The organism is Bradyrhizobium sp. MI1.10 (assembly GCF_055811035.1).
This window is the reverse complement of sequence record NZ_JBVVPN010000001.1, coordinates 199,584-221,172: the sequence shown is the minus strand read 5'-3', so window position 1 is coordinate 221,172 and position 21,589 is coordinate 199,584. Positions and strand designations below refer to the sequence as shown.

23 protein-coding genes and 1 tRNA gene are annotated in these 21,589 nt (G+C 64.1%); 12 read left to right on the top strand and 12 right to left on the bottom strand.

The annotated features are described in order from the left end of the window. Positions 1 to 43: 43 nt before the first annotated feature. Positions 44 to 790, top strand: a complete 747-nt coding sequence (locus AC0L3K_RS00980) for a polysaccharide biosynthesis/export family protein (RefSeq protein WP_035993830.1) — start codon at positions 44 to 46, stop codon at positions 788 to 790. A gap of 100 nt (positions 791 to 890) precedes the next feature. On the opposite strand, the gene AC0L3K_RS00975 is transcribed toward AC0L3K_RS00980, so the two are convergent. The 4 genes from AC0L3K_RS00975 to AC0L3K_RS00960 all read right to left on the bottom strand — a co-directional run bounded on the left by AC0L3K_RS00975 (position 891) and on the right by AC0L3K_RS00960 (position 3,484). Next, positions 891 to 1,370, bottom strand: a complete 480-nt coding sequence (locus AC0L3K_RS00975) for a hypothetical protein (RefSeq protein ID WP_007598251.1) — start codon at positions 1,368 to 1,370, stop codon at positions 891 to 893. A 136-nt stretch (positions 1,371 to 1,506) separates the two neighbouring features. Beyond that, the gene (locus AC0L3K_RS00970) at positions 1,507 to 2,178 is read right to left on the bottom strand and encodes a dienelactone hydrolase family protein (RefSeq protein ID WP_354200253.1); all 672 of its coding nucleotides are present in this window, start codon (positions 2,176 to 2,178) and stop codon (positions 1,507 to 1,509) included. Between the two features lie 182 nt (positions 2,179 to 2,360). Continuing rightward, positions 2,361 to 2,696, bottom strand: a complete 336-nt coding sequence (locus tag AC0L3K_RS00965; protein WP_007598242.1) for a hypothetical protein — start codon at positions 2,694 to 2,696, stop codon at positions 2,361 to 2,363. Positions 2,697 to 2,719: 23 nt separating this feature from the next. Next, positions 2,720 to 3,484, bottom strand: a complete 765-nt coding sequence (locus AC0L3K_RS00960) for an alpha/beta fold hydrolase (protein ID WP_354200252.1) — start codon at positions 3,482 to 3,484, stop codon at positions 2,720 to 2,722. Between the two features lie 355 nt (positions 3,485 to 3,839). Here AC0L3K_RS00960 and AC0L3K_RS00955 point away from each other — a divergent pair, with 355 nt between their 5' ends. After that, on the top strand, positions 3,840 to 4,934 hold the full coding sequence (locus AC0L3K_RS00955) for an HD-GYP domain-containing protein (RefSeq protein ID WP_007598238.1): 1,095 nt from the start codon (positions 3,840 to 3,842) through the stop codon (positions 4,932 to 4,934). A gap of 114 nt (positions 4,935 to 5,048) precedes the next feature. Here AC0L3K_RS00955 and AC0L3K_RS00950 read toward each other — a convergent pair whose 3' ends face one another. Next, positions 5,049 to 6,602 (bottom strand): ATP-dependent acyl-CoA ligase, encoded by a 1,554-nt coding sequence (locus AC0L3K_RS00950; protein WP_473365434.1) that lies wholly within the window; start codon positions 6,600 to 6,602, stop codon positions 5,049 to 5,051. Positions 6,603 to 6,810: 208 nt separating this feature from the next. After that, on the bottom strand, positions 6,811 to 7,230 hold the full coding sequence (locus tag AC0L3K_RS00945; protein WP_007598236.1) for a VOC family protein: 420 nt from the start codon (positions 7,228 to 7,230) through the stop codon (positions 6,811 to 6,813). Between the two features lie 125 nt (positions 7,231 to 7,355). Here AC0L3K_RS00945 and AC0L3K_RS00940 point away from each other — a divergent pair, with 125 nt between their 5' ends. Together AC0L3K_RS00940 and AC0L3K_RS00935 are read left to right on the top strand one after the other, a co-directional pair. Further along, positions 7,356 to 8,330 (top strand): Bug family tripartite tricarboxylate transporter substrate binding protein, encoded by a 975-nt coding sequence (locus tag AC0L3K_RS00940; protein ID WP_354200249.1) that lies wholly within the window; start codon positions 7,356 to 7,358, stop codon positions 8,328 to 8,330. 167 nt (positions 8,331 to 8,497) lie between these two features. Beyond that, a complete protein-coding gene (locus AC0L3K_RS00935) occupies positions 8,498 to 8,776 on the top strand; it encodes a DUF3551 domain-containing protein (RefSeq protein ID WP_007598233.1) in 279 nt (92 codons plus the stop codon). Between the two features lie 76 nt (positions 8,777 to 8,852). On the opposite strand, the gene AC0L3K_RS00930 is transcribed toward AC0L3K_RS00935, so the two are convergent. Further along, positions 8,853 to 10,094 (bottom strand): S1C family serine protease, encoded by a 1,242-nt coding sequence (locus tag AC0L3K_RS00930; protein WP_473365388.1) that lies wholly within the window; start codon positions 10,092 to 10,094, stop codon positions 8,853 to 8,855. Between the two features lie 203 nt (positions 10,095 to 10,297). Between AC0L3K_RS00930 and AC0L3K_RS00925 the strand changes: the two genes are divergently transcribed. From AC0L3K_RS00925 to AC0L3K_RS00905, 5 genes are all read left to right on the top strand, one after another. After that, positions 10,298 to 10,915, top strand: coding sequence for a hypothetical protein (locus AC0L3K_RS00925; RefSeq protein ID WP_219679873.1), 618 nt, complete (start codon positions 10,298 to 10,300; stop codon positions 10,913 to 10,915). Next, entirely contained in the window at positions 10,902 to 11,276 is a 375-nt protein-coding gene (locus AC0L3K_RS00920; RefSeq protein WP_007598229.1) for a winged helix-turn-helix domain-containing protein, read from the top strand. Before AC0L3K_RS00925 ends, AC0L3K_RS00920 begins: the two co-directional genes overlap by 14 nt. Positions 11,277 to 11,307: 31 nt before the next feature. After that, positions 11,308 to 12,048, top strand: a complete 741-nt coding sequence (locus tag AC0L3K_RS00915; RefSeq protein ID WP_473365387.1) for a di-trans,poly-cis-decaprenylcistransferase — start codon at positions 11,308 to 11,310, stop codon at positions 12,046 to 12,048. Between the two features lie 121 nt (positions 12,049 to 12,169). After that, on the top strand, positions 12,170 to 12,718 hold the full coding sequence (locus AC0L3K_RS00910) for a GNAT family N-acetyltransferase (RefSeq protein ID WP_473365386.1): 549 nt from the start codon (positions 12,170 to 12,172) through the stop codon (positions 12,716 to 12,718). A 57-nt stretch (positions 12,719 to 12,775) separates the two neighbouring features. Beyond that, on the top strand, positions 12,776 to 13,261 hold the full coding sequence (locus tag AC0L3K_RS00905) for a Crp/Fnr family transcriptional regulator (protein ID WP_473253889.1): 486 nt from the start codon (positions 12,776 to 12,778) through the stop codon (positions 13,259 to 13,261). On the opposite strand, the gene AC0L3K_RS00900 is transcribed toward AC0L3K_RS00905, so the two are convergent. Beyond that, on the bottom strand, positions 13,200 to 14,027 hold the full coding sequence (locus tag AC0L3K_RS00900; RefSeq protein ID WP_473253888.1) for a metallophosphoesterase family protein: 828 nt from the start codon (positions 14,025 to 14,027) through the stop codon (positions 13,200 to 13,202). The genes AC0L3K_RS00905 and AC0L3K_RS00900 overlap by 62 nt on opposite strands. Before the next feature lie 219 nt (positions 14,028 to 14,246). Here AC0L3K_RS00900 and AC0L3K_RS00895 point away from each other — a divergent pair, with 219 nt between their 5' ends. Further along, a complete protein-coding gene (locus AC0L3K_RS00895) occupies positions 14,247 to 14,933 on the top strand; it encodes a DNA-3-methyladenine glycosylase I (protein ID WP_473365385.1) in 687 nt (228 codons plus the stop codon). 240 nt (positions 14,934 to 15,173) lie between these two features. Then, the gene (locus AC0L3K_RS00890) at positions 15,174 to 15,467 is read left to right on the top strand and encodes a hypothetical protein (RefSeq protein ID WP_007598221.1); all 294 of its coding nucleotides are present in this window, start codon (positions 15,174 to 15,176) and stop codon (positions 15,465 to 15,467) included. A 115-nt stretch (positions 15,468 to 15,582) separates the two neighbouring features. Here AC0L3K_RS00890 and dinB read toward each other — a convergent pair whose 3' ends face one another. Beyond that, positions 15,583 to 16,686, bottom strand: coding sequence for a DNA polymerase IV (dinB, locus tag AC0L3K_RS00885; protein ID WP_007598220.1), 1,104 nt, complete (start codon positions 16,684 to 16,686; stop codon positions 15,583 to 15,585). Positions 16,687 to 16,853: 167 nt separating this feature from the next. On the opposite strand from dinB, the gene AC0L3K_RS00880 reads away from it, so the two are divergent. Next, positions 16,854 to 17,063: a hypothetical protein gene (locus AC0L3K_RS00880; protein ID WP_007598219.1), complete on the top strand. Its 210-nt coding sequence runs from the start codon at positions 16,854 to 16,856 to the stop codon at positions 17,061 to 17,063. Positions 17,064 to 17,146: 83 nt separating this feature from the next. Here the strand turns inward: AC0L3K_RS00880 and AC0L3K_RS00875 are convergent. The 3 genes from AC0L3K_RS00875 to AC0L3K_RS00865 all read right to left on the bottom strand — a co-directional run bounded on the left by AC0L3K_RS00875 (position 17,147) and on the right by AC0L3K_RS00865 (position 21,464). Continuing rightward, a tRNA-Arg gene (locus tag AC0L3K_RS00875) sits at positions 17,147 to 17,223 on the bottom strand. 73 nt (positions 17,224 to 17,296) lie between these two features. After that, complete coding sequence (locus tag AC0L3K_RS00870) at positions 17,297 to 18,352, bottom strand: sensor domain-containing diguanylate cyclase (protein ID WP_473365384.1); 1,056 nt, start codon at positions 18,350 to 18,352, stop codon at positions 17,297 to 17,299. Position 18,353: 1 nt separating this feature from the next. Further along, positions 18,354 to 21,464, bottom strand: coding sequence for a bifunctional diguanylate cyclase/phosphodiesterase (locus tag AC0L3K_RS00865; protein WP_473365383.1), 3,111 nt, complete (start codon positions 21,462 to 21,464; stop codon positions 18,354 to 18,356). Positions 21,465 to 21,589: the final 125 nt, after the last annotated feature.

The window sequence follows — 21,589 nt, the reverse complement described above, 5'->3', positions numbered from 1 at the left end:
CCGGTGCATCACTGGATCTGTCTCGTTTCGAGGGCTAAGTCCGGTGCCGGTTGCACGCGCGTTTCGATGGTCGATCTTGGCAGCGTCCCTGGCAGCGTCCGCCGCGCTTGGCCTTGGCGGCTGCATGCAGACCGCCGGCCCCGTCGCGGTGATGCAGCCGCGCGCCGATCTCGACTCCATGGCCTATGGCCAGCCCTATTACGCGCCTCAGCCGGTCGTCGTCGGCGACGGTGGCGGCGCCATCGGGGCGTTGCGCAATTCCTTTGCCTCTTCGCCCGCGCCCATGCCGGTCGGTTATGCCGCGCCGATGGCGGCGCCGGTCCGCTACGATTCCTCCTACCATCTCGACGCCGGCGACAGGCTGCGCGTCGTGGTCTACGGCCAGGAAGGTCTCACCAACAGCTACGCGATCGACGCCGGCGGTTCCATCACGATGCCGCTGATCGGCGGCGTGCCGGCACGCGGCCGCACGCCGGCGGGTCTGGCCGGCGAGATCGCCGCACGGCTGCGCAACGGCTACATCCGCGAGCCCTCGGTCGCCGTCGAGATCGAGGCCTATCGCCCGTTCTTCATTCTCGGCGAAGTCTCCGCGCCCGGCCAGTATCCGTACGTGCCGAACATGACGGTCGAAAGCGCCGTGGCAATCGCGGGCGGCTTCTCGCCACGCGCCAAGCGCGATGTGGTCACCGTCACGCATACCGAAGCCGGCGGCGCCATGCGCGCCGTGGTGCCGCTCGGCACCCCACTGGCGCCGGGCGACACCGTATTTGTCGGCGAGCGCTGGTTCTAGAGCGTTTTCGAGCGAAGTGGATACCGGTTCGCGTGAAGAAAACGCGTCAAAAAAGAATCTAGAGCCTCGGTTCTGATGCAATCAGAACCGAAGCTCTAGCTCACCTTCTGAAATCCAGCCGCCCGTTCGGAAAACATCCATCGATGCGCGCGGCATCGACCACGCGCCCGATCCATGGCCGCGTGATCGCGGGATTGGTTAGGTTGATGTATTTCCCGACTAGGCGCGCGCCCTCGCGCGCAGCATCGATCAGCCCGTGCCGTCGGCCGTGATCCCAATCGAAGCGCAGATAGATGCGTCCGCCTGCGACCCGCACCTCCGCGCGCCCGTCTTTCCACGTCTCCGGCGTATCGCCGGCGATGGTCGGATCGGCGCCGCCATTCCAGCGGCTGGCCCACGGGCCTTCCAGAGGATCGGACGGCGCCTGAATGTCTGCCCAATGCGCCGCGTTGACGTCGGCCGCATCGCCCGAAAGTAAGGCGGTTGCGGCATAGTCCATGACCTCGCGATCGTCAGGACCGGGAACGTCCATGGTGCCGAACGGATTGCGGATGACGATGTTCGTATTGGCCTGCTGCATCACGATCTCCCGGCGTGAGTTGGCTTGATCAGCCAGCTCTATCGCCGCCCGGCAGGATGCAGCCACCCGATTCCTGCTCTCCGCCCTCGTCATTCCGGAGCGCGAGCCCGGAATGACGGTGGAGAGATCAGCCGCGCTATTGCAAATGCTTCGCGAAAAATTCCATGCTGCGCGGCCAGGCGATGTCGGCGCTGGCCTTGTCGTAGCTCGCCCGCTCGTCGCAATGGAAGCCGTGCTGCGCGCCCGGATAGACGAAGATTTCCACGTCCGGCCGCTTCGTCTTGATGGTCTCGACGTCGGTCAGGGGAATGCCGGCATCCTTTTCGCCAAAATGCAGCTGTGTCGGAACTTTTGGTGTTTCGTCGGCAAAGCGCACGACGGCGCCGCCGTAATAGCCGATCGCGGCCTTCAGGCCCGACAGCCGCGTCGCCGCGACGAAGGCGACGCTGCCGCCCAGGCAAAAGCCGATGATGCCGACCGGGCCGACGCTCTTCACCGCATCGATCGCGGCTTGCGTGTCGCGCAGCATCGCGTCCCAGTCGGGATTGGCGACGAATTTGCGCGCTTCGGCGATCTCGTCAGGCGTGTAGCCCGACTGGAAGCCCGGCGAGGTCCGGTCGAAGATCGACGGCGCGATCGCGACATAGCCTTCCCCGGCGAGGCGATCGCAGACCGAGCGGATGTGATGGTTGACCCCAAAAATCTCCTGGATCACCACCACCGCGCCCTTCGGGGGGCCTGCGGGATCAGCGCGATAGGCGCCGAGCTGGAAATTATCGGAGGCGGTCAGTCTGATGTCTTGTCCCACGCGGGTTGTCCTTCTTGTTGATCGTCGATCACGAACTCCGCTCTCTCTCCTCATCCTGAGGAGCGCGCTCTTCGCGCGCGTCTCGAAGGATAGAGGCCGAGATGCAGCAGCGGGGCCTTCATCCTTCGAGACGCTTGCTTTGCAAGCTCCTCAGGATGAGGGGAGGCGGTTGCGCGCCCACCTCACTCCCACATCCAGTTCTCGCCGTAATCCTCCTTCCATCCCGCCAGCCTTCCGTGGCGGAATTGCAGGAACAGGCGGTGACGGTTGGAGATCAGTCCGCTGCCGCCGATGTTGCGAAGCGCGAGATAGATCTCGTTGCCGGGGCGTCCGCGCACATATTGCAGAGGCTGGCCGAGGGCGCGCGCGGTTTGCCCTGCATCCATGCCGAAGGCGAGCGGCGTGTTGTTCGACAACGTCGCGACGAAGGGCAGGCGGGGCGGTGTCCCGCCGAATTGCTCGGCCTGCGCGGATACCGACAGCAACACCGCGCCCGCAGCCAACATCGCTCGCTTCATTGCCGTGTTCCCGTCCGATCGTCCTATTCCGGCAAGTTCTTCAGGAAAGGCAGCACCGCGTCAATAAAAGCCTTGGGCTGGTCGATGTTGACGGCGTGTCCGGCGGCGGGGATCACGACCTTTTGTGCGCCGGGAATTTTCGCGGCCATGTAGTCCGACGCGGCGAGGAACGGTGTGTCGTCGGCGCCGACCACGACCAGACTGGGCACCTTGATCTCCGGCAGCAGCTCGATCACCTTCGCATCGCGCTGGGTCAGCATGCCGCGTGCGGCGAGCGCCAATCCCTTGGCATTGCGATGGCTCGCGGTGGCGCGCTCGCGCGTTGCGGCCTTCAGCACGTCGAGCCCTTCGCGATCGAGCTTGTCGGCAGTGGCGAGCGCCCGCGCGTTCCAGGCCTCGCGTGCATCGTCCTTCTTGAATCCCGGTCCGGTGTCGATGATCAGCAGCGCGCGAACGCGCATTGGATGCGCGCGAGCGAAGGCAAGCGACATATAGCCGCCGAGCGACAGCCCGCCGATGATGGCGCGCTCAGTGCCGACCGCATCCAGGATCGCCGCGATGTCGCCGACCGTGAGCGCTTCGCTATAAGCGGCGGGATCGTCGGGATAATCGGACTGGCCGTGACCGCGCATGTCCCACAAGATCAGCTTGTGGTCCCTGGCAAGCGCCTCGACCTGCCCATGCCACATCGCCGAGGTCGATGAGTAACCGTGAGTCAGCAGCAGCGGCGGGCCTTCGCCATGGATCTCGTAATAGATTCCGACGCCGTCTCGATCGATCCTCGGCATTGTTTCCACCCTTTTTGTTTTCTTATTCTCTCTCACGACGCCGAAGCCGTGAAGGGCGTGATGAAGACGTAAGTCTAGCGTGCTGAACAAGATGATCCGCCGGAGGTCAACCTCCGGCGGATTAGTTTGCATTTTCAGGCGGCCATGACGGAGAAATTCCCCTTTGTCATCAATGGCCCGCCTACTGTGCATGGGGTTGTTTTCGCCCTTTTTGCGCCATTCCTGCCATGGAACCCGAGATCCCTAAAATTGCACTCAATTCCGGAAGGCTCCATTGAGCACGCCTCTTAAGGGCCGGAGAACCTGATCCGGCTTAGGCTTCTGCCCGAAACACGCTCGTGCTCTTGGGGAAGCCATGAACGCCTCAGCCAAACCCGCCGCCAAACGCCGGCTCCTGCTCGCCTCCGACCGGAGCGACGAGAGCAGCGAACTCGCCAGCATCCTCAAGGCCGTCGGCGACGTTGCGACAGTGACGACGCAGGAACTCCCCGAGCAGCCCTCGCGCGATCTCTCCGGCCTCGTGGTCGACATCAATCTGCGCTCGCCCGAGAGCGTGCAACGGGTGCGCAACAAGCTGCGCGGCGATGCCTATCGTTCGATGCCTCGTCTGTTCGTGCTTGCGGACGCTCTGCATCACGGCACCATGCAGGCCTGGGCGCTGGGCGCCACCGACACCATCTCGCGGCCGCTTCAGCCCGAGGACATCCTGCAGCGCATCCGTGCGGCCTTCCCCGACACCGCCGTCTATGACGCCACCGATCGCGGCAAGACGCTCAATCGCGGCGTCGAGGCCGCGCATGCGGTGCTGAAGAAGATGTTCGAGAAGCTGCCGCTCGGCGTGCCCCTGACCTTCGACGACGTCATCGCCGCCGAGAGCAAGATCCTGAAGGCGATCAAGCACTCCTCGCTGCGCGAGTGGCTCACCACGGTGGGCTGCCACCATGTCGGCAGCTATCGGCACTGCCTGTTCGTGACCGGATTTGCGGTCTCCTTTGCCCAGCATCTCGGCATGCGCGAGGATGACCAGCGCCGGCTGACTCGTGCCGCGCTGCTGCACGACGTCGGCAAGGCCTTCGTTCCCTCCGCGCTGCTCGACAAGCCCGGCAAGCTCACCGACGAGGAGATGGCCGAAGTCCGCCAGCATCCGCGCCGCGGCTATGACGCGCTCGCAGCTCAAGGCGGCTTCCCGCCCGAGATGCTGGACGTTGTGCTGCATCACCACGAATTCCTCGACGGCTCCGGCTATCCCAACAATCTCTCGTCGAACCAGATCAGCGATATCGTGCGGGTCACGACCATCGTCGACATCTACGCGGCACTCGTGGAGAAGCGCGCCTATCGCATGCCCTTCACCCACTCGCGCGCGTTCACGATGATGGAAGGCATGAGCGGCAAGCTGGACCAGCAGCTATTGCAGGCGTTCCGCCCGGTGGCGCTGGGGTCGTTCTGAGCTCCCGTGTCGTAGCCGTAGGGTGGGTTAGCGTAGCGTAACCCACCATGCTTCCACATTTGCCGGACGAAGTTGGTGGGTTACGCCTTCGGCTAACCCACCCTACTTTACGCCTCACCCCACCATCTTCCTCAGCTCCGCCTTCGCCACCTTCTCCAGCGTCGAGCGCGGCATGTCGTCGACAAAGCGGATCTCGCGCGGCACCTTGAAGTCGGCGAGGCTCTTGCGGCAGGCAGCCATCACGTTGTCATGCAGATCGGGCCGCGCAGCGGTGACGCCGCCCTGCGGGATGATGAAGACGACCGGCACCTCGTCCAGCATCGGATGCGTCTTCGCCACGACGGCGGCCTCGCGCACGCCGGGGACGATTGCGATCACCTGCTCGATCTCGGACGCCGCGACGTTCTCGCCGCCGACCTTGAGCATGTCCTTGCTGCGATCCCCGAAGCGGATATAGCCGTTCTCCAGCCGCACCACGCGATCACCGGTGAGGAAGAAGCCGTGCTCGTCAAAGCTCTCGCGCGTCGCCTTCTCGTTGTGCAGATATTCGGCGAACAGCGACAGGCCGACAATGCCCTTGATCGAGAGGTTGCCGGTGTCGCCGACCTCGGTCGCCCGTCCGTCATCGTCGGTGATGCGGATCTGGTATTCGCTCGCGGCGCGGCCGATCGACATCGGGATGTTGGGCTGGTCGATCTCGCCGACGATGCCGTGGGTGATGGTCTCTGTCATGCCCCACCAGCCGATGATCTTGACGCCGAAGGCGGCGAAGGCCGGCGGTTCGTTGATCGCGGTGCCCCACAGGCGGAATTTGTGATCCCTCGGGATCTCCTGCTCGAGCAGCGCCTTCATGCAGAACGGAATCGTCGAGGTCCAGGTCGACCCGTGCTCGCGCGCGGCGCCCCAGAACCGGCTGGCGGAAAAGCGCGGCTGGATCACGCAGGTGGCACCGACCCATAGCGTCGCCAACATCGAATAGGCCAGCGCGTTGGTGTGGAACAGCGGCAGATAGGCCTGGTGCACGTCGCCGGCGTGCAGGTCCTCATGCGCGGCGTTGATCTTGGCGCCCCACAGCGCGTTGGCGTGGGTCCACAGCACCGCCTTGGGGCGCGATGTCGTGCCCGAGGTGTATTGCACGCTGCACGGCGCGAGCGGATCGGTCGCACGCCTGGGACGGTCGGCGCTGTCGGCGAACAGCGATTCGAAACTATCGCCGCGCGAGACCGATTTTGCGGGCGCCGTGCCGGAATCATGCGAGGTCACCGCCATCCAGCGGATGTTGCGGCAGTTCTGCGCGACGATCTCGGCATAGGCCGGCTGCGTGATCGCGGCGACCGCGCCGCAATGATCGGCAAAATAGTCGAGCTCGGCCGGTGCCGAGCGCGTGTTGGTGGTCACCGCGATCGCGCCCAACTCGACACAGGCGAACCAGGCCAGCAGCGCCTCGATGCAATTGTCGAGATGGATGAGCACATATTCGCCCGGCTTCACGCCGCGCTTCGCCAGTCCCGCCGCGAGCGCGCCGACCCGCTCGTGAAACTCGCCATAGCTCCAGCGCCGCGCGGGCGCGTCGAACGGCGCCCAGATCAGGAACGGATGTGAGCTGCGCACCTCGGCCCCCATCTTCAGCAGCCAGGGCACGTCGAGCCCGTCGAATGGGCCGACGATTCCGGCGGCGGCTTACGAATTCGGCATATGTCCTCCCGTGCAGCCTGCATCTTGCTCGCGGCTGCGTTTTGATGATTGCGTCTTCCTGCTCTTTCGGCCGTCTTGCGAGCGTAGCGAAGCAATCCAGAATCCCTCCCCGGAGAGAGTCTGGATTGCTTCGTCGCAAGGGCTCCTTGCAATGACGGTGCGTGGGGCAGGCGGCTTGGCCTTACCGGCCGCCGTCCTCGTATGACGAAATTTCGATCAGGCTGCCATCCGGATCCCTGCAATAGACCGAGCGCAGCGTGCCGCGGGCGCCCTGCTTGAGAACCGGGCCTTGTTCGATCGCGACGCCATGTGCCTTCAAATGCGCCACCACCTCGTCGGGGCTTGCTGAGGTGAGGAAGCACAGATCCTCGCTGCCGGCGGTCTGGTGGTCCGCGGTGAACCACTCCACCTTGTCGGCATCGCGCGGCCGGACGTTGATCTTCTGGTTACCGAATTGAAGAGAAGTCCGCGGCGCTTTGCCGCCGCCGGGGTCGAACACCTTGACTTCCATGCCGAGAATCTTGCCGTACCACTCGGCGGTCACTGCGACGTCCGCGACATTGATCACGAGATGATCGAGGGCTTCGACCTTGATCGCCATGCCTTATCCTTTCGTCGTGATGCGCCCCGTGCACTTTCCGCCTGCGGCAAGCTTTGTTACAACCGCGCCGACGCCATTTTCAAGCTGTCTGGCTTCAAGAACAACACGTTGGGAGAACCCTTGAAATGATCACTCGCCGTACCGCGCTGAGCCTGCTCGCCGCCAGTCCGCTTGCAGCCAGCCCGCTGTCGAAGGCCCTTGCCGCCGATTACCCGACCCACCCGGTGAAATGGGTGGTCGGCTATCCGCCGGGCGGGGCGACCGACATCCTGGCGCGGCTGATCGGTCAGCGGCTGTCGGAGAAGTTCGGCCAGCAATTCGTGATCGAGAACAAGCCGGGTGCCGGCAACAATATCGCGACCGAATCGGTCGTCAACGCCGAGCCCGACGGCTACACGTTGCAACTGGTCAATCCGGCCAATTACATCAACGCCTCGCTCTACACCAACCTGAAGTTCAACTTCGTGCGCGACATCGCGCCGGTCGCCTCGTTCCAGCGCGTGCCGAACGTGATGACCGTCAACAAGGACGTGCCGGCCAAGACCGTCGCCGAGTTCATCGAATACGTGAAGGCCAATCCCGGCAAGGTCAACATGGCCTCCTCGGGCAACGGCACCTCGGTGCATCTGTCCGGCGAGATGTTCATGGCGCTGACGGGCTGCAAGATGCAGCACGTGCCCTATCGCGGCGCCGCGCCCGCGATCACCGACATGCTCGGCGGCCAGGTGCAGGTGATCTTCGACAACATGCCCTCGATCATCCAGCACATCCGGTCCGGCTCGCTCCGTGCCATCGGCGTCACCACGGCGGAGCGCTCGCCGCAGCTGCCCGACGTGCCGGCGATCGGCGAGACCGTGAAGGATTACGAGGCGAGCGCGCTGTTCGGCATGGGGGCACCGAAGAACACGCCCAAGGAGATCATTGCCAAGCTCAACAGCGAGATCAATACGCTGATAAAGGAGCCGGACATGGCCAAACGCCTGGTCGAGCTCGGCGGCGAGCCGCGGGCACAGACGCCCGAGGCGTTCGGCGAGGAGATCAAGGCCGAGACCGAGAAATGGAAGAAGGTCGTCGAGTTCGCCGGCCTGAAGGTCGAGTAGCGATCTTGTGATGTCCGTGATTGGAGCCCTGCCCGTTCGGCAGGGCTTTTTTCTTGCGTATCAAGGTTTCTTGCGTGTCAGCGCCAGTCGATCTGGAATAAAACGGCGTGGCGAAACCTGATGTTATATGGCGCGTATCTCGCGCTGTGAGGATAGGAGTTGGGATCATGCGCAAGACGCAATTGGCACTGCTGGGCCTCGGCGCGACACTCCTTGCCGGCTTCTCCGCCGTCACGCCGGCAGCGGCGCACGACTATCCCTGGTGTGCCCAGGGCGGCGGGTACGAGTATCCCGGCGATTGCACCTACAGCACCTATGGACAATGTCAGGCCAGTGTGTCGGGCCGGCTCATGGCCTGCGGGCCCAACCCGCTCGTCGCCTACGGTCAATCGTCCCTGCCGCAACCGCGGCAGTCGCGGCGCACGCGGCCCGTGGCGCCGTATTAAGGAACTCTCGGTTTGACTGGTAGCCCGGATCGCGTTCGCGCCATCCGCGGCCGCGCAGACGCCGCCTGCCTTGCCGCTACCGCTTCGCCTCAGCCTGCTCCGTGCCGTTGCACGAGATCAGCATCGTATAGGGCCGCGCATTGCCGGCGATGTCGGTGGTCTTGATCTCGCCCTTCGGTTCGGCAGTCTGGTAGGGCACCACGGAGTTGTCGAGGAAGTCGCGCAGCGCGCCGGTCTTGATCGCGAAGTTGATGTTCTCGGGGATGTTGCCGGTCGCAGCGGCGACCCGTAACCCGTCCAGCTTTCCTGTAACGACGCCGACGATCTGCCCGGCGGTGTCGAACAGCGGGCCGCCGCTATTGCCGGGCTGCACCGGCGCACTGATTTGCAGGAAACGCGAATCGTTGCGCATGCCGCTGAGCGAGCTGACGATGCCAGTCGTCACGGTGAAATCCGAAGTCAGCAATCCATGGAACGGAAAGCCGATCGCGACGACGGAATCGCCGGAGCGGATCGAGCGGTCGCGGATCCGGGCGAACTCCTTGAAAGTGGTCGTCGACGGCGCCTGCAGCAACGCGAGATCGTTGTTGGCGTCGCTCGACACCACGCGCAAAACCATCCCGGCTTCGCCCGTGAGATTGCCTTTGATGTCGCCGACGCAGCCATTGATCACATGGTTATTGGTGACGACGTGTCCGCTGGCACTCACGACAAAGCCGGTGCCGCTCTTGGCTTTGGCGGACTTGCTGGCCGGCGGTGATGCTTGCTTGTCGGGCGCCTGCGGCTTTGCCGCGATCTTCGTAAAGTCTCCGGCCTTGTCCAGCCCGTCGGCTTTCACCTTGGTGACGCAATTGGCCAGTGCAGCAATCACGGGCCCGGCCGAGGTCAGGTCGAAATTCAGGACGGTGCGGCCGCTCGTCGCGACCATGAGGCTCGCCTTCTGAAACGTTCGTACCACGTTCGCAGGCATGACGGAGCTGAGCATGTTCGTCTGGTTGGCCGTGGCGAACAGTCTGGCCTGCTCCTGTCCGTCAAAGATGACGTCGATCGCGGTGTTCTCGCCCTTGGTGAAGCGGTAGCTGGGACTAGCAAAGCTCAATATCCACGAGCCCCCCGTATTCTGGCCGACCACGAGAATGACGCCGTTGGCATAAGGCGCCGTCGCGGCACAATGCGAGAAGGCTCCTGTTTCGTCATTGCTGAACGCGCCGCCGACCCAGTTGCCGATTTTGACGCTGCCGAACGGCCCGGCCGTATGCGCTGCGGTGACGACGCTCAGCTGCAATAAAGACGCAACGATGAATGATTTAAGCCACATACTTTCCCCCCAAGAGCGCGTTCGCGCGCATCTTATCTGTGGGAGGAGCTGTCGCGCAACCGGCAGTTGTCTGGCGAGAGCCGGCGCTATCGGTGCGATGCTCGGGCTTGCCTTTGCTTTGCGATCCTATATACTTTGCAGTACAAAGTAACGGGACCGGTAGTCCCGGGAAGCATGGGCGGAACGAGGTTTTGGCGTTGCCAATGCGCGATCTCGACAAGGCACTGGCCGACATCGTGGCGATCCGCAGCCAGATTGCGGCCGGCACGGCGTTCCGCGGTTACGGCCCGGCGACGATGGCTGCGACCGGCGCGGTCGCGCTTCTCACCGCGATCCTGCAATTCTGGCTGCTCGGCGATCCCACCGGCGAGCCGCTCGGCTTCTTCTTCGGCTGGTTCATTGCCGCCGCACTCTCCGGCCTGATCATCGGCATCGAGATGCGCGCGCGTTCGCGCCGCCATCATTCGGGACTCGCCGATGCGATGATCCACCAGGCCGTCGAGCAGTTCCTGCCTGCAGGCGTTGCCGGTGTGCTGCTTGCGGTGGTGATGTGGAAGTTCGCGGGCGAAACGCTGTGGCTGCTGCCAGGCTTGTGGCAGATCCTGGTGTCGCTCGGCATTTTCGCCTCGGTCCGTTCGCTGCCACGCACCGTGGCGCTCGCCGGCGCATGGTATTTCATGTCCGGTTTTGCGGTGGTGGTGCTCGCGAGCCAAACCCATACGCTGTCGCCCTGGACCATGGGCCTGCCGTTCGTAATCGGGCAGTCGGTGATGGCGGGCATTCTGCATTTCGCATCCGGAGACCATGATGTCGAAGACTGACAGCGCACCCTTCTCTTATGAAGGACTGGACCGCGTGATCCACGAGAAGGCGAGGCTCGGACTTCTGACCTCGCTGATGGCGCATCCGAAGGGTCTGGCGTTCGCCGATCTCAAGCAGCTCTGCGGCCTCACCGACGGCAATCTCAGCCGGCATCTCGCCGTGCTCCAGGAAGCCGGCCTCGTCGAGGTGACCAAGGGCTATGAGGGCAATCGCCCGCACACGACCTGCCGCCTGACCAAGGCCGGCCGCCGCCGCTTCCTCGACTATCTCGCCGTGCTCGAACGCCTGGTGCGCGACGCCGCCAAGGCTGCCGGCCGCGAAGCGGCACCGCTCGGCCGCCTCGGTATCGTCTCGACCTGATCCTCCCCCTTTTTTGACCGGAGACTTTGCAATGCAAAGTGACCTTGTGTCCCGCAACGAGAAGCTTCACGTCGGCATCATCATGGACGGCAACGGCAGATGGGCGACGCGGCGCGGCCTGTCGCGCCTGCGCGGCCATGAGGCCGGCGTCGAGACGATCCGCCGCATCGTCGAAGCCGCGCCCAAGCAGGGCATCGGCACGCTGACGCTCTACGCCTTCTCCACCGACAATTGGCGGAGGCCGAAGGCCGAGGTCGCCGCGCTGATGACGCTTCTGCGCTTCTATCTCGCCAACGAGGTGCAGAGCCTGGTCAAGAACGGCGTTCGCCTCACCGTGATCGGCCGTCGCGACCGCTTGCCCGACGGCATTGCCAATGCGATTTCGCGTGCGGAAGATGCCACCGCGCACGGAAGCTCGCTTCATTTGCGCATCGCCGTCGACTATTCCGCGCGCGATGCCATCCTCAACGCGGCGGCAAAGGCGGCGGCGCTGACGAGTCTCACCCGCGAGGCGTTTTCGCAGCTCGTCACCGGCGAGGCCGGTTTGCGCGACGTCGACCTCATCATCCGCACCTCGGGTGAGAAGCGGCTGTCGGACTTCCTGCTCTGGGAAGGTGCCTATGCCGAGCTGCACTTCACCGAGCGGATGTGGCCCGAATTCGACGCGGGCGATCTCGCCGCGGCCCTGGCCTCCTTCTACGGCCGCGAGCGTCGCTTCGGCGGCCTGCAGGCGATCGTGCCGGAGGAGGTGCCTTCACTCTCTCGCGTGTGACGCTCGGCACCGAGGAACGAACTGTTCGTTTTCGGCCGCAAGATTGGCAGCACCGTCCAAGCGGTCAGCGCGTGGTCTCGGCTAGGTGTGCATTCGATGCAACCTGCCGAGAGCCTCGCGCATGTTACGCTTATTGCTGGATGCCATTGTCGAGTCCGCCGAAGCGAACGCCACGGTCCGTATCAGGCCGGCCAGCGCGTTCGATGTCGAGGGCCTCTCGATCTATTTCACGAGCCTCTCCACGACATCGCGCAACAAGCGCTTCATGGGCGCGCGCGCGGCCTTTGCAATGGTCGCGGCCGAATGCGTCGCCAGGATTAGCCATCCCGGTCATTTCACCCTGCTCGCCGAGATCAGGCAGGAAGGGCAAGGCACGATCGTCGGCGAAACCAGATACGCCTACGATGTGGCTGCACGGCATGGTGATTTCGCCATCTCCGTTGCCGATGTCTTTCAGCGCAAGGGCGTCGGCCTCCGCATGATGACAGCCATGGAGAAGCACGCGAGCGATCTCGGTCACGAGATGATTGCGGCCGAGACCGCGCGTGTGAACGCGGAGATGCGCGGCCTTGCGAAAAAGGCAGGGTTCGAGGACACTGGTCTCGGAGACTGGCAGTCGGTCCATCTTGCGAAGCATCTGTCGCGGGTGCGGGGCTTGCCACAAATTTGAGCAAGCGCGCGACGCCGATCGTGCCCTAGTATCTCCCTGCGACGGGAGCTTGGTCGGATGCGTGCAGTTCTGGATTATTGCACCGGTGGGACGGAGCGGCAGGTTGCGGCCGGCACGACTATCGTGGCCGAGGGCGGCACCACCGGTCATCTCTATGTGCTGATGCAGGGCAAGCTCGAAGTGCTCAAGGGCGAGATGGTGGTCGCCACGGTGGCCGAGCCCGGCGCGGTGCTGGGCGAAATGTCGGTGCTGCTGGGGCAGCCGCACACTGCGACCGTACGGGCCTGCTCTGACTCCGTCGTCTACGAATTCGAGGATGCCGCCTCGTTCCTCAAGCAGGAGGCGGGCGTGGCACTCCTGATCGCCAAGATGCTGGCGCAGCGGCTCAATGTCGCCAACACCTATCTCGCCGATCTCAAGCAGCAATACGCCGGCCACGGCACGCATCTGGCCATGGTCGGCGAGGTGCTCCAGAGCATGATCAACCTGCCGCCGCTCGAGGTCTCGCCAGGCTCGGATCGGCAATCCGATCCAAGAATGTGAGCCAGTCGGGCGGCGTCTCGATCGGAGCGGCGGGCCGATTCAGCGGCGCGCCAAGATCGATCCATTGCGCCTCGCCGGCCGCAAGCCAGAACGCCCTGTCCGCATCGAGGTCCAGCACGATATACGTTGGCGGTCGGTCCGGCTGCAGGCCCGCGTTGAACACCCAGGTCTGGCCGAGCCGGTCGAACCACGAACCATCGGTAATGAACGGCGATTGATGCACATGCCCCGAGATCACCATCGAGGGCTGATACTGCATGATCCATTGCACCAGCTCGACGTCGCCGAAGAAGCGTTTGCCGCCCCAGCTCGTCGGTGAATCCGCCGGCGGCGCATGATGGATCCAGATCCAGCGCCGTGGCCGGCCGGCCGCGGCCGCGCCGAGCTGCGCGACGAGGCGTTGCTTGACTAGAGGCCCATCCCACCATGGGCACACCGTGAACAGCGTGTCGCCGACGGTGAGGCCGTCGCCGTCGCAGGCAATGCCCAACTCGCGCACCTCCGAAATCCAGCGCGAGATCTTTTCGCCTTCCGCATTGCGCTCGTCGAGATCGTGATTGCCGGAGCAGAGGATCACGCGGGTCTTCGCTGCGAGCAGCGCGAGGTACTTCTTCACCACCACGATCTGCGCGCGAAAATCCACCATCGAGCCGATGTCGAGCGCATCGCCGGCGAAGATCACGAGGTCGAATTGCGGAGCGGCGCTGACGAGCCAGTCGAGCTGAGGCAGCGAATAGTGCAGGTCGGCCACGACCAGACAGCGCATTGGAAATCCAGGGGTGAGACGTCAAGAATGCTCGGGATTGCAAAATATCTGAACGCAAGAAGCAGACCAGCCGCGTCTCTCGCCAATTCAACGCGGGCAGTATGCTGCGGCGCATCCGCGGCTGCAAGTATCGAAGCGTCGCCGGGCTGGACCGGATCATCGAATTCTGATGTCGTGGCGTATCCTCAACAGCTCGTGTCCCCAACAGCTCGTCTCCCCATGACCTCCTTCAAGACCATTCGTGCGCGCGCCGAAAAACGCAAGGGCGGGGCCAAGGCGCTGGAAAAGCTGATGCCCGAAAAGCCCGACCTGAAGGGCCTCGCCAAACGCGGTGACGATCGCATCCTCGCCGAGATGACGAAGCGTGTGTTTTGCGCGGGCTTTGCCTGGAGCGTGATCGAGACGAAATGGGACGGGTTTGAAGAGGCCTTCCTGCGTTTCCAGCCGGCCAAGCTCACCTTCCAGCCGGAGGATTATTGGGAGGGCCTGCTGCGCAACGCGCGCATCGTGCGCAACGGTGCCAAGATCAGGTCAGTGCGCGACAACGCGGCCTTCGTCCAGGAGATCGCAAGAGAGCACGGCAGCTTCGGCAGGTTTCTGGCGAAGTGGCCGCCATCCGACCAGATCGGCCTGCTCGATCTCCTGAGCAAGCGCGGCAGCCGGTTGGGTGGCAATACCGGCCAGATGCTGCTGCGGTTCGTCGGCTGGGACGGCTTTGTGACGTCCAGGGACGTCGTGGCCTGCCTGCGCGATGCCGGTCTCGACATCGCCGAAGAGGTCAAGTCGAAAGGCGATCTGGCAAAAGTGCAGGCGCAGTTCAATGCCTGGGCCGAGGAGACCGGGCTCCCCTACACATATCTGTCACGCATCTGCGCGCTGTCCGTCGGCGAGAACAGAAGCGAGTAGCGAATTCGGCTCTTGGAATTTGGCTCTTGGATTCGGCTCTGGGGATGCCGAATCATGTGCGTCCTGTGGCGATCTCGTGCCGCAAGCGCGGCAGGGCGGAACCCGTGATCACGAAATGCATTTTTCGGGAACATTTGTGCGGAGCACCTGTTCGGGAGATAGGCCAGGCGAACATCGGCGCAGGGAACGCCCGGTCTGGCTCAGCTCAATGAAACCGACGTGACAGAAACGGAGCAGCTCATGAAGCTCACATCCGAACAGGTGAAGCAGACCGTCAACCAGCTCGGCGCTCAGGTGCTGCCCGACGAGCATCCCGCCATGCCGCAGCTCAACAGCATGTTCGGCGAACACACTTTCTTCGTCGATGAGACAGGGCTGAAGGTCGTCGAGCCCACGGCGCCCCCCGGCACCGAGCGCCAGAGCGGCGAAGTCGTCAGCCTCGCCGATTGGGGCGATTCCGAGCTGACACGCCTGATGGCGCACGAGCCCGAGCCGACCGGCGTGATCGTCGTGTTCGAGCACGTGAGGCATTGATCGGGCCCAGGGGATCGACCTTCGGTGGCGAGTCTGAAAACCCGCCACCGTAGATTCGCGTGGCGAGCGCGCTCTACGTGGCTGTCTGCGTCCGCGGAAAGCCCGTCAGTTTGGTTCAGATGCCGAGAGTCAGTTGCGGCGGCTCCGCATCGTCCCCGGCCTGGAGGGAAGACAGCGAGACTCCTAGGAGCCTGACGCTCTTCGGCAGCGGCATCTCGCCTTCGAGCAGACCGCAAGCCAGCCGCTCAAGATCGTCCCGGCCTGCAACCGGCGAAAGAGCGGACCTGCTGCGCGTGATGATCTCGAAATCGGCAAACTTGATCTTCAAGGTGACGGTGCGGCCGCGGCTGCCCGTCGCCTCGCAATGGCGCCACACCTTGTCGACGAGCGGCTTGAGCTCGGCGACCAGCGTGTCGAATTCGGTGAGATCGCTTGAGAACGTGGTCTCCGCGCCGATGGACTTGCGGACCCGGTTGGCCCGGACCGGCCGTTCGTCGACACCGCGCGAGATCCAGTAGTAATAGGCGCCCGACTTGCCGAAATTCGCATTCATGAACTCCAGCGTCTGACGACGAATATCGAGACCGGTGAACATGCCGAGCGCGTTCATCTTCGCGCCCGTGGCCGGGCCTATCCCATGGAATTTGCCGACGGGCAGCGTCTCGACGAAGGCGGGTCCCATCTCCGGTGAGATCACGAACTGACCGTTGGGCTTGCGATGATCGGAGGCGAGCTTGGCCAGGAACTTGTTGTAGGAGATGCCGGCCGACGCGTTGAGACCCGTCTCGGCCTTGATCCTCTCGCGGATCTTGAGTGCAATGTCGCGTGCCAGCGGAATGCCTTGCAGGTTTTCGGTCACGTCGAGATAGGCCTCGTCGAGCGACAACGGCTCGATGATGGCGGTATGCTCCGCGAAGATGTCGCGGATCTGCCTGGAGATCGCCTTGTAGACCTCGAAGCGCGGCTTGACGAAGATCAGATCGGGACATTGTCGCTTCGCCGTCACGGACGGCATGGCGGAGCGAACGCCGAACTCGCGGGCCTCATAGCTGGCGGCGGCGACGACGCCACGTTCCGCGGAGCCTCCGACCGCGACCGGCTTTCCGCGCAGCTCCGGATGATCGCGTTGTTCCACGGACGCGTAGAAGGCATCCATGTCGATATGGATGATCTTGCGGACGGGCGAGGTCTCGCCGGTCACCGTGTCGGATTCGCTCATGGCAAGATGATACAATTGAGCGATGAGAAGCGCGAGGTGATGTGATTCAGCGGTCGACACAGGCTGGCCGCCGCTGCGGGATGTACCAGTCCATCAAAAAGCAATCTCAGGCTTGTGAGTGGCAAGCATGGGCATGCGCTCTAATATGAGCCGCCGGAGGACAGTCCATGCAATACAGCTCCGAACTCATTCGAACCATGCGTCAGGCGCTGGAGGCCGTGATGGCGAGCGTGCCGCCCGATCAGTCGGTCTTCGGTCTGAAAGCGGCCGTAGCCGAATGCATCCTGAAGGCGGCCGCACACGGCCAGACGTCGTACGACGGACTGGTCACGTCGGCTTCCGACCAGGTCCAGGCGATCATCTCGATGCTGAATTGAGCTTGCGCTGAGCCGGCGATGACTTGAGCGCGGGCGGTAACAAGGCCACTCGGGTGGGGGCTCCAGCGCGGACTGGAAGAGACTGGCGCACCCGACACGATTCGAACGTGTGACCTTTGCCTTCGGAGGGCAACGCTCTATCCAGCTGAGCTACGGGTGCAACGAGGGTCCATTTAGCCGATTGGCGGGGGGCCGGCAACCGCTTCCACAGCTTCCGGCTTGGCTGATTTGGGCTAGGCTGATTTACGGGTCGCGCGGCCAGGAACCGGCACGCCGTCCCGCCCGAGCTTGGCGAACTCGGCGAGCAGCCGTTCGGCACACATGACGCGGTTGCGGCCGAGCCGTTTGGCCGCATAGAGCGCCTCGTCGGCCGCCGCCAGCAGGCGGTCGGGGCTGCCGTCGGTTTCGCCGGGAATGTGGCTGGCGACGCCGACGCTGAGGGTGACGTGGTCGCCGGCCCCGATGGCGCCGTGGGTGACCCGCAAGGCCATCACAGCGCAGCGGATTTCGTCGGCGATGGCGCAGGCGGCGTCGCAATCCATGTCCGGGAGGATCAGCGCGAATTCCTCGCCGCCATAGCGGCTGGCGAGATCGAGCGGGCGCACGGCATGCCGGCTGACGACGGACGCGACCGCGCGCAGGCATTCGTCGCCGCTCTGGTGGCCGTGGCGGTCGTTGAACAGCTTGAAATGATCGACGTCGACGAACAGCAGCGCCATCGGCTTCTGCGTCCGCTGGGCGCGGGCCCATTCGCTCATCAGCATCTGGTCGAACGCACGGCGGTTCGACAGGCCGGTCAGCCCGTCCTTGGTGGCAAGCTCCTTCAGGGCCATCTCGGCGCGCTTCTGGTCGGTGAGGTCGCGCAGCGTCTCCACCACCGCGATCAGATGGCCGGCCTCGTCGTGGATAGGACCGGCGTCGATCGCGAGGTAGAGCTGGCTGCCGAGCTTCGGCATCACGCACCAGTTTTCGGCGCTGAAGCCGAGCCCGTTATGGCCGCGCGCGGCATATTCCGAATAGAACTCCGGCAGCTGTTCCGGGCGGTCGAGCGAGACGAGGTCGGCGAGGCAAGGGCGCCTGGTCTCGTAGAAGGCCTGCCAGTGCTTGTTGGTGCCGATCACCTCGGAGGCGGCAACGCCGGTCAGCCGCTCGCAGGCTCTGTTCCAGATCACCACGCGGCGCTTGGGGTCGATCACGAAGGTCGGCACCACCAGATGCTGCATCAGCCGCACGGCGTAGGAATCCGCAACGTCGACCGTCTTGGCTGACGTTTTCCCCGGCTTCGCCATGTCAGGCCACCGCCGCCACCGGCAAGGCGTGGTTTGGGCCGAACAGCTTTCGCACTTCGCTGGCCGGCTTCGGTCTGCTGAAGAGATAGCCCTGCATCTCCGTGCAGCCGAGCGCGCGCAGCATCTCGCGCTGCGCCTCGGTCTCGACGCCCTCCGCGACCGTGGTCATGTTGCTGGCGGCGGCGATGTTCACCACCGCCTGCACGATCACAGGCGCGCCGCTCGTCTCGGCGATATCAGCGACGAAGCAGCGGTCGATCTTGATCTTGTCGAACGGGAAGCGCTTGAGATAGCTGAGCGAGGAGTAGCCGGTGCCGAAATCGTCGAGCGCGATGCGCACGCCGATGGCGCGGAGCTGGTGCAGGATCGAGAGCGCCGCCTCGTCGTCGCGGATCAGCACGGCCTCGGTGATCTCGAGCTCGAGCCGGCACGGGGAAAGTCCGGAATCCGCGAGCGCGCCGGCGATCCGCAGTGCCAGCGTCTCGCATTTGAGCTGCACCGGCGAGACGTTGACCGCGACACGCACATGCGCCGGCCAGGTCGCGGCCTCGTTGCAGGCCATGCGCAGCACCCAGTCGCCGAGCTCGTTGATCAAGCCGGTGTCCTCGGCAATCGGGATGAACTCCGCCGGCGACACCATGCCGCGCTCGGGATGCCGCCAGCGCAGCAGCGCCTCGCATCCCGAGACTTCGTTGGTGCGCAGGTCGACCAGCGGCTGATAGTGGATCTCGAAACCGCCGTTCACCAGGGCTTGGCGCAGATCCTGCTCCAGGCTCAGGCGCGCCTTGGCGCTCGCATCCATCTCCGGCTCGAAGAAACGGTGAGTGCGGCGTCCTTCGGCCTTGGCGCCGTACATCGCGAGATCAGCATTCTTGATGAGCTGGTCGAGATCGGTGCCGTCCTGCGGTGCCATGGCGATGCCGATGCTGGCGTCGGTGGAGAGCTGATGGCCGAAGCAATGATAGGGCCGGCGGATCGCCTCGAAGATCCGCGTCACGAATGACACCACGTCGGCGGATGATTTGATCCCGGTCTGGATCACCGCGAATTCGTCGCCGCCGAGCCGCGCGATCAGGTCGCCCGGTCCGAGGCAGCTGCGGATGCGGGCCGCGATTCCCTTCAACAGCTCGTCGCCGACGTGATGACCGAGCGAATCGTTGATGCCCTTGAACTCGTCGACGTCGATATAGAGCAGCGCAAACTGGCTGCCGCCGCCGACCTTCTCCAGTTCGCGCTCGATCTGCTCGCGGAACAGCGCCCGGTTGGGCAGGTCGGTCAGCGCATCGTAATGCGCCATATGCGCGATCTTCTCGTCGGCGCGCCGCCGTTCGGTGACATCTTCGACGACGTTGATGAGGTAACGCGGCTCGCCGGATTCGTCGCGGATTCCGATCCGGGTCGAGGTGATGTAGCGCATCCCCTTGGCCTGGCTCTGCCAGGCATGCTCGTCCTTGAACAATCTCTCGCCCGACTTCAGCGCCTTGCTGTCATCGTCGGTGACGACTCGGGCGGAGGCATCCGGGTATATGTCGAAGGGAGTCTTGCCAACGATGTTTTCACTCGATTGGCCGAATTGCTCTTCGGCGGTCCGGTTGACCAGCAGATATTGCCGCGTTTGAGCATCCTTCACGGTGATCTGCGACGGGATGTGGTCGATGATCTCGCGCAGGAACATGTAGTTGCGGTCGCGTTCCTGCTCCAGCTTGCGCCGCTCGGTGATGTCTTCGATCGTGGCCACCCATCCGCCCTGCGCGAGCGGAGTGTTGATGACCTGGAAAGCTCGGCCACTCGGCAAGTGATGGCTTCTCGTGGAGACCGTGCCCTCCGCGACGATCCTCATGACGTCGGCGCAAAATGCCTCGACATCGCCTTCGAACGCGCCGCGCTCCTTGCGATGATACATCGCCTCGCGGATGTGACAGCCGGGCTTGATGACATCGTGAGAGAGGCCGAACATATCGGCGTAGCGGCGGTTGCAGGTGACGATGTATCCGGCGGCATCGTACAGGATCAACCCTTGCGACATGTTGTTCAAGGCGGTGTCGAGCCGCCCGCGCTCCGCTTCCAGCCGTTGCTGCGCCTCACGGTTCTGCCGGTTGATCTGGCGAACGATCAGGAACAGGATCAGCGCAATCACGGTGGCCGAAAGCGCAGCGGTGGTGACCATGAAACCGGTCTGCTGCCGCCAGTCGGCCAGCGCGGCTCTCGTGGTGTTGGTCGCGACGATGACCAGCGGGAAGTGCGACAGCGAGGCCCCGGAGCCGAGGCGCTCGTCGCCGTCGATCGGGCCCCTGACGCGCAGGGTGTGCCGGCCACCTTCGGCCAGCATCTTGCGCATCAGCGGTGCGTCCTTGAAGTCCCTGCCGATCAGCTCTTCGACATGCGGGTAGCGCGACAGCATCTTGCCATTGCGGTCGAACAGCGAGATCGCCGTGCCCTCCGCAAGCGCAACGGACGCGAAATAGTTCTGGTAGCTGTCCGGATCGATCCGGCGGACCATCGTGCCGAGGAAGCTGCCGTCCGCGCCGCTCAGCCGACGCGCGACAATCGTGGTCCATTTTCCGATGATGAAGCTGCGGACCGACTCCAGCGCCACCGGTTCGGCCATCGGATTCGATTTGAAGGTCTGAAAATAGGCCCGTGAGGAGATGTTGATCTTGGGCAGCGGCTGGGGCCGCGACCAGTTGATCAGTTCGCCGTCGGCATCGTAGATCGCGATGTCGCCGAGGTAGGACACCGGGCCGATCTTGCTCCGCAGCATCTGGTTCGTCGCGGGTCCGGACATGCGCTCGCGGAACATCGCGGCCGAACTGATCTCCGGCAGATTCATCTGCCCGATCACATCGGCGGCGACGATGTCGGAATCTTCAAATTGCTGATCGAAGTGCCGCGCGATCAGCTGCACCGTATTTTCCAGCTCGCGCTCGCGGTTGGTCAGGGTACGTTCGCGAAATTCGCCGACGGCCATGGCGGTCACCGCGAAGATCCCCGCGACCAGCAACACGCCGCACAAAGTGAGCCACAGCACCGGTCCGCGCCGAATGGCTGCCTCCCAGCCGTGCTTCGCGGCTAGGAACATTCCGGCTGCAATTCCTGCAAAGACCTGGCGCATTCCCCCTCCCTGGAGGGACAGGAATACAGCACACAAATGGCGTAAAGCTTAGGAAAGCCAGTTACCTGAGCGTTAATCTCGTTGCGTGATCGCAGTCGTGTCCAGCGAGCCGCCGCGCTGCATCA

Bases quoted from the DNA above. Each gene is read 5' to 3' on its own strand.
- AC0L3K_RS00975 (WP_007598251.1), bottom strand. From the start codon at position 1,370: ATGCAGCAGGCCAATACGAACATCGTCATCCGCAATCCGTTCGGCACC.
- AC0L3K_RS00965 (WP_007598242.1), bottom strand. From the start codon at position 2,696: ATGAAGCGAGCGATGTTGGCTGCGGGCGCGGTGTTGCTGTCGGTATCC.
- AC0L3K_RS00960 (WP_354200252.1), bottom strand. From the start codon at position 3,484: ATGCCGAGGATCGATCGAGACGGCGTCGGAATCTATTACGAGATCCAT.
- AC0L3K_RS00955 (WP_007598238.1), top strand. From the start codon at position 3,840: ATGAACGCCTCAGCCAAACCCGCCGCCAAACGCCGGCTCCTGCTCGCC.
- AC0L3K_RS00945 (WP_007598236.1), bottom strand. From the start codon at position 7,230: ATGGCGATCAAGGTCGAAGCCCTCGATCATCTCGTGATCAATGTCGCG.
- AC0L3K_RS00940 (WP_354200249.1), top strand. From the start codon at position 7,356: ATGATCACTCGCCGTACCGCGCTGAGCCTGCTCGCCGCCAGTCCGCTT.
- AC0L3K_RS00935 (WP_007598233.1), top strand. From the start codon at position 8,498: ATGCGCAAGACGCAATTGGCACTGCTGGGCCTCGGCGCGACACTCCTT.
- AC0L3K_RS00930 (WP_473365388.1), bottom strand. From the start codon at position 10,094: ATGTGGCTTAAATCATTCATCGTTGCGTCTTTATTGCAGCTGAGCGTC.
- AC0L3K_RS00925 (WP_219679873.1), top strand. From the start codon at position 10,298: ATGCGCGATCTCGACAAGGCACTGGCCGACATCGTGGCGATCCGCAGC.
- AC0L3K_RS00920 (WP_007598229.1), top strand. From the start codon at position 10,902: ATGTCGAAGACTGACAGCGCACCCTTCTCTTATGAAGGACTGGACCGC.
- AC0L3K_RS00915 (WP_473365387.1), top strand. From the start codon at position 11,308: ATGCAAAGTGACCTTGTGTCCCGCAACGAGAAGCTTCACGTCGGCATC.
- AC0L3K_RS00910 (WP_473365386.1), top strand. From the start codon at position 12,170: ATGTTACGCTTATTGCTGGATGCCATTGTCGAGTCCGCCGAAGCGAAC.
- AC0L3K_RS00905 (WP_473253889.1), top strand. From the start codon at position 12,776: ATGCGTGCAGTTCTGGATTATTGCACCGGTGGGACGGAGCGGCAGGTT.
- AC0L3K_RS00900 (WP_473253888.1), bottom strand. From the start codon at position 14,027: ATGCGCTGTCTGGTCGTGGCCGACCTGCACTATTCGCTGCCTCAGCTC.
- AC0L3K_RS00895 (WP_473365385.1), top strand. From the start codon at position 14,247: ATGACCTCCTTCAAGACCATTCGTGCGCGCGCCGAAAAACGCAAGGGC.
- AC0L3K_RS00890 (WP_007598221.1), top strand. From the start codon at position 15,174: ATGAAGCTCACATCCGAACAGGTGAAGCAGACCGTCAACCAGCTCGGC.
- dinB (WP_007598220.1), bottom strand. From the start codon at position 16,686: ATGAGCGAATCCGACACGGTGACCGGCGAGACCTCGCCCGTCCGCAAG.
- AC0L3K_RS00880 (WP_007598219.1), top strand. From the start codon at position 16,854: ATGCAATACAGCTCCGAACTCATTCGAACCATGCGTCAGGCGCTGGAG.
- AC0L3K_RS00870 (WP_473365384.1), bottom strand. From the start codon at position 18,352: ATGGCGAAGCCGGGGAAAACGTCAGCCAAGACGGTCGACGTTGCGGAT.
- AC0L3K_RS00865 (WP_473365383.1), bottom strand. From the start codon at position 21,464: ATGCGCCAGGTCTTTGCAGGAATTGCAGCCGGAATGTTCCTAGCCGCG.